Annotated in this window: 4 protein-coding genes and 1 riboswitch; all 4 genes read left to right on the top strand. The window is 44.1% G+C overall.

The window, feature by feature from the left end; translation table 11 throughout:
• Positions 1-258 (top strand): hypothetical protein (locus tag JOC27_RS13250; RefSeq protein WP_205007753.1); only part of this gene is annotated, 258 nt, incomplete at its 5' end.
• Between the two features lie 665 nt (positions 259-923).
• Positions 924-1,964 (top strand): glycosyltransferase family 2 protein, encoded by a 1,041-nt coding sequence (locus tag JOC27_RS13245; RefSeq protein ID WP_205007752.1) that lies wholly within the window; start codon positions 924-926, stop codon positions 1,962-1,964.
• Positions 1,961-3,214 (top strand): PilZ domain-containing protein, encoded by a 1,254-nt coding sequence (locus JOC27_RS13240; RefSeq protein ID WP_205007751.1) that lies wholly within the window; start codon positions 1,961-1,963, stop codon positions 3,212-3,214. Before JOC27_RS13245 ends, JOC27_RS13240 begins: the two co-directional genes overlap by 4 nt.
• Before the next feature lie 202 nt (positions 3,215-3,416).
• Positions 3,417-3,526: riboswitch (SAM riboswitch) on the top strand.
• Positions 3,527-3,683: 157 nt separating this feature from the next.
• On the top strand, positions 3,684-5,336 hold the full coding sequence (locus tag JOC27_RS13235) for a peptide ABC transporter substrate-binding protein (RefSeq protein WP_205007750.1): 1,653 nt from the start codon (positions 3,684-3,686) through the stop codon (positions 5,334-5,336).
• Positions 5,337-5,511: the final 175 nt, after the last annotated feature.

Genomic DNA, 5,511 nt, shown 5'->3' with positions numbered 1-5,511 from the left:
AGAGTAGGGGTCGGCATCGACAGAGTAGGGGTCGGCATCGACAGAGTAGGGGTCGGCATCGACAGAGTAGGGGTCGGCATCGACAGAGTAGGGGTCGGCATCGACAGAGTAGGGGTAAGCATCGACAGAGTAGGGGTAAGCATCGACAGAGTAGGGGCCAGCATCGACAGAGTAGGGGTCGGCATCGACAGAGTAGGGGCCAGCATCGACAGAGTAGGGGTAAGCATCGACAGAGTAGGATTGAAATCAGCAGAATAGATATCGATACGCTCGCGGCAAGTGAGCAGCCGAAGCGCAATTGTTAAAAAAACTTGGCTAAGCCAAGTTTTTCTGATCCCAGTAAAAAAGCATAAAAAGTCATGGAATGAAATAAATGAGGGCATGGCTAAACCAAAGTTTTTGAGTTCTATCGAATCCAACGCAAGCCAATCCACAATACGAGTAGCCAAAATGGTATGGCGAGTAGAAAAGCGATGAAAACCCCTTTAAAGAATTTCATTTCGGTCATTCACCTTTCTTCTTAGTAGAATATATTCCAATTAAAAATACTGTTCATTATCGATAAATAAGCTTGGCACAAGGCTTTGGAAGATCATGAATTAGGTGGGTGGGTCTCAAAAGGTGCCGATGTATCGCCTAGATGGACTCGATCGAAATCATTATTAACCTCTATTAACTAGCCTATGCTAAGGTTGCTAGATTTAGACCAAGAGATGCGTGAAAAAGCCAGTGATTTCTATCACAAAATGGTCATAAATCGTCATTTTTCAACAAAATAAGTGACGATTTGACCGATTTTTTGTTTTATAATTTTATTATGAAACTATGTAAGAACTGAGCGCTCTTAGTGAGCATTATGGGAGATTTCCAAAAGATTGGAGGCGTGAATCATCGGATACCCTTACATAATCTATGGGGTGACAATGCTCGTTTTTCTTGTTGCTGCGTATGGTCTCTCTTTATGGAAAGAAAATTCCTTTTCAAAGGTGCTCATCGTTCTCTGCTGCGCGGCGAATATCGTCTATTTATTCTGGCGGTTACTAACGACGCTGCCTGGCAATGGCCTTGTCAATCAGATTGCCGGAGTTATTCTATTGGCGACGGAATGGGCGGGTCTCTTGCAAATGCTCGTCTTTTATACACTTGTCTGGAAACCGGCAAAGGAGCACCATGTGCCGCTTGAGGAACTGGATCGGATTCCGACTGTTGATTTAATGATTGCGACATATAATGAACCCGTCTCGGTGTTGAAACGGACGCTTGCTGGCTGCGCGTCGATTGATTATCCGCGGGATCGGGTCAAAATCTACGTCTGTGATGACGGCGACCGTGCGGAAGTCGCTGAATTGGCGCAAATGTTTGGCGCTTGTTACGTGACGCGGGATCAGCATGTTCATGCGAAAGCAGGCAATTTGAATCACGCGCTGACGCAGTCTCAAGGCGAATTTATCGCGATATTCGACGCGGATATGGTGCCGCTCAAAGCTTTTCTAACGCGGACGATCGGCTTGTTTCGTAATCCTGACGTCGCGTTTGTGCAGACGCCACAAGCTTTTTATAATGATGATCCGTATCAATACAATACCTTTTCATCGGATGCCATTCCGAACGAACAGGATTTTTTCATGCGGACGTTGCAAGCTGGCAAAGCGCGGTTTAACGCAGTGATGTTTGTTGGCAGCAACGCCATCTTCCGCCGTTCGGTGCTTGATGCGATCGGCGGGTTTGCAACAGGCGTGATCACCGAGGATATGGCGACTGGTATGATCATTCAAGCGAAAGGCTATAAAGGTTTGTTTGTTGGGGATGTGCTGGCGATGGGGCTAGCGCCGGAAACGTGGGGCGACATGCTGAAACAGCGGGATCGCTGGTGCCGTGGCAATATTCAATGTACCAAAAAATGGAACCCATTAACGTTGCCTGGCTTGTCGCTGATGCAGCGGATTTTGTATAGGATGGGTTGATTTATTGGTTCTTCGGCATTTTCAAGACAATTTATATTCTGGCGCCACTCGCTTTTCTCTTGCTCGGCATTTACTCGCTTCAGACGAATCTGATCAGCGTGTTGACTTTTTGGCTGCCCTCATTCTTTGGCAGCTATCTGTCGTTTCGAATTGTTTCCAAAGGCAAGCGGAGTATGATTTGGAGCCATATCTACGATACCTCAATGGCGCCGCATCTGGCGTTGTCGGCATTGATGGAACTGCTTTTTATAAAACAACTACGCTTCAAAGTCACACCAAAGGGGGCGCAATCCGGCAAACGCCAATTCCAATTGGCTACGGTTTTACCGCATTTGATTTTGGCTGCTTTGACATTACTTGCTTTTGGTAAAATTGCTGTAGATTATCTCGTTTTTCATCGTGTGGACTGGCAATTGGTCAGTGTCAATCTATTCTGGGCGCTGTACAATTTGCTTGGCCTCATCGTATCTGTGATGACCGCCGTCAATCAGCCGCGTTTCCGCCGCGCCGAGCGTTTTAAAATCGAGCGCGAAGCGGAGCTACAATTTGCATCTGGAGAATCGCATACGGTGCTAATTCACGACTTGAATGAATTTGGTGCCCGATTGCAAGGGACGAGGGATTCGTTTTCCTCGATATCTGAGCAGCTGACGCTCCATATAGCGAACATTGGGCCAATTACCGGGCGGCGTGTTTGGGTGGCGGTGAATAAGGAGACCGTTTCTTTTGCCATGAAGTTTGACGCGTTATCTGCGCAACGCTATACGGATTTGGTCAATTATACGTTCAATGAAAATGGCTCACGCCGTTCCGCAATTGAGAAGGGGCGCCCCCTTTTCTTAGCGATCAGCTTTCGCTTTATACGGCAAGCCTTCCGCGTGCTCACTCCCCACCAACACGGGGAAGTGCGCGGGAAAGTCAACGAGGAAGCTGTTGTCACAATCCTTCCGAATCAACGGCTTGATCGCGCGGCTTATGAGGCAGCGGCGGCATTGGCAAGCGGAGAGACTACTTCGCTTGATCGGAAGGTCATACTTGTTGATTTGAGCGCCGGTGGTTGCCAGATTCAGAGTTCATTCCCCATTGAGTTAAAAGCGAAATTGCTAATTTATTCTGCAGAGACGAAGATGAACGGGCGCGAAGCAGAGGCGGTCTGGTCAAAGCCAACCAAAGGAGGCTATTTGACCGGCCTGCGCTTCCTGAAGCACACGGATCGGGCAGAATTGGCGCACAATCGGCTGGTTTTTTAATTGAAGAAGCGTGCATTGATTTGAAACAGCCGGTTGTACGGCAGTGACACACCTATGCTGGCATATTTTGTACTTTTCTATCAATAACGCCAACTCGGCTACGAAAGTTGGTTATTGATAGAATTTTTTTTGCTTTCATTGCTTTTTACTCGAGAGTGCGTATAATTACAAGTAAACCTATCGAAATTAAATATAATGATAATTCTTATCTAGAGTGGTGGAGGGAATGGCCCTATGAAACCCGACAACCAGCATTTCATATGTATGGTGTTAATTCCAGGAACATGATGATTTATGTTCAAAAGATGAGAAGAAGCCACGCAAGCTCTTCTTTTCGAGCTTGCGTTTATTTTTCATTATAAAAATACGATTAAATTTGCATATGGTTGTAACAGTCTTCTAATTTTATCTTCTTAATAAGTTTGATCAGATTTGTCGATTGAAATTAAATCTAAAGGGGGAATGGCATATGAAAAAGAAAAATTGGTATCCTTTTATTATCCTTGCTCTTGTATTTGTTCTGATTGCAGGATGTGGAGCAAACGGTCAAAAAAGCGGGACGGAGAATTCTGGTCTTAACGTCAAGCAGGAGATTACCGTTGCAGACAGTCAAGAATTAAATAGTATTGATCCGTCAAATGCAGTGGATTCAAATAGCCAGGAAGCGATTAACAATATTTATGAAGGACTCTATCGTCTGAATGCGAATAACAAGCCGGTTCCAGCAGGAGCCGTCGCTATTCCACATATCAGTAAGGACGGGAAGACCTATACCATAAAGCTCAATAAAAAATCGGTATGGTCAAATGGAGATAAGGTCACAGCTAAAGACTACATCTTCGCTTGGAAACGAGCGATTACCTCAAAAAATGCGGCGGAGAATGAAACCTTCTACACCTTTATAAAGAATGCTGACGCAATTATTGCAAAAAAGAAGGATGCTGCTACTTTAGGTGTCAAGGCGCTTGACGATTATACGCTCCAAATTCAGTTGAATAACGCGACGCCTTATTTTGCATCCATTCTGGCTAATCCTGTGTACTATCCGTTGGATGAAAAATATGTTCAAGCAAAGGGAAATAAATTTGCCTCAAACAGCGATAATGCAATCTATAATGGCCCCTTTGTTCTCGCAAATTTCAAAGGACCGGGTATTGGTGGAGATTGGACCTATGAAAAGAATAAAACTTACTGGGCTAAGCAATCAGTAAAACTGGAAAGAGTCAATGTTCAAGTTATCAAAGAAACGAATACGGCTATTAATCTATATAAACAAGGAAAATTGGATCAAGTAGCCATATCGGGAGAATATGCGCAGCAAGAAGCTTCCGACCCTGGATTTATTTCCAAAGATGCGCCAACATTGGCTTACATAACACCAAATTTATCCAAGAAAGTATACCAAAATAAAAATCTACGAGCAGCGCTTTCGTTGGTTATTGATCGAAAGAAATTGGCAGGAAATATTATTGGCGATGGGTCGAAGGCTGCAACAGGAGTCATTCCCGACGGTTTGTATTTCTCCGCTCAATCGAAAAAGGATTTTGCGAAGGTATCAGGTAATCATTTACCGACCAATGTCGCACAGGCCAAAAAATTATGGAAAAAAGCGCAAGCTGAGTTAGGAATCAAGACATTAAAAATTAATTTAGTAACCTTTGATTCGGATAGAATGCGCTCGGTTACCGAATACTATCAGAATGCAGTGGAGAATAACTTAAAAGGAATAAAAGTCAATATAAGCGTGAATCCGGTTCAGGTTTTCATCAATAAAGCAACAAGTGGTAATTATGATTTGGCACTGCTTACTTGGGGTGCAGATTATCCTGATGCATCAAGTCTATTAAAATTATTTGTTTCTGATTCAGGGAATAACTGGGGTAAATACAAAAACAGTTACTATGATAAAGCCGTGAAAGCAGCCGATGTGAAAGACGCGAACCAACCAGAAAAAAGATGGTACGATGCGTTAAATGCTCAAAACATCATTTTGAGTGATTATGGTGTGATCCCTGTTTATTTCCAAAGCAGCTCGCTTTTGCAGAACGTTAAATTAAAGCATGTGAATTTTTATAGCACTGGGCCACGCTTGGATTACAGAAACGCCTATTTAACGAAATAACAGGTGTCCAGAAACGTTGAAAATAGATTTATGCGTCAATGAATGAATCTTAAAAGGAGGGCTCCTTTTAAGATTTTTCATAGTGCGCCCGGCATGGGTGACAGCTAGGCGGTGAAAGTCCGCTACAGGCTTGGCAGTAGGAACTGTTAGCTGAGGACAAGGGTGTCTGCCGCGA

It is taken from the genome of Sporolactobacillus spathodeae, from assembly GCF_016908935.1.
Classification (GTDB): domain Bacteria; phylum Bacillota; class Bacilli; order Bacillales; family Sporolactobacillaceae; genus Sporolactobacillus; species Sporolactobacillus spathodeae.
The sequence above is the reverse complement of the archived record's forward strand: the minus strand, read 5'-3'. Positions and strand labels throughout refer to the sequence as shown.

Excerpts from the sequence above, each read along its gene's own strand:
- JOC27_RS13245 (WP_205007752.1), top strand. The coding sequence starts at position 924 with ATGCTCGTTTTTCTTGTTGCTGCGTATGGTCTCTCTTTATGGAAAGAA.
- JOC27_RS13235 (WP_205007750.1), top strand. The coding sequence starts at position 3,684 with ATGAAAAAGAAAAATTGGTATCCTTTTATTATCCTTGCTCTTGTATTT.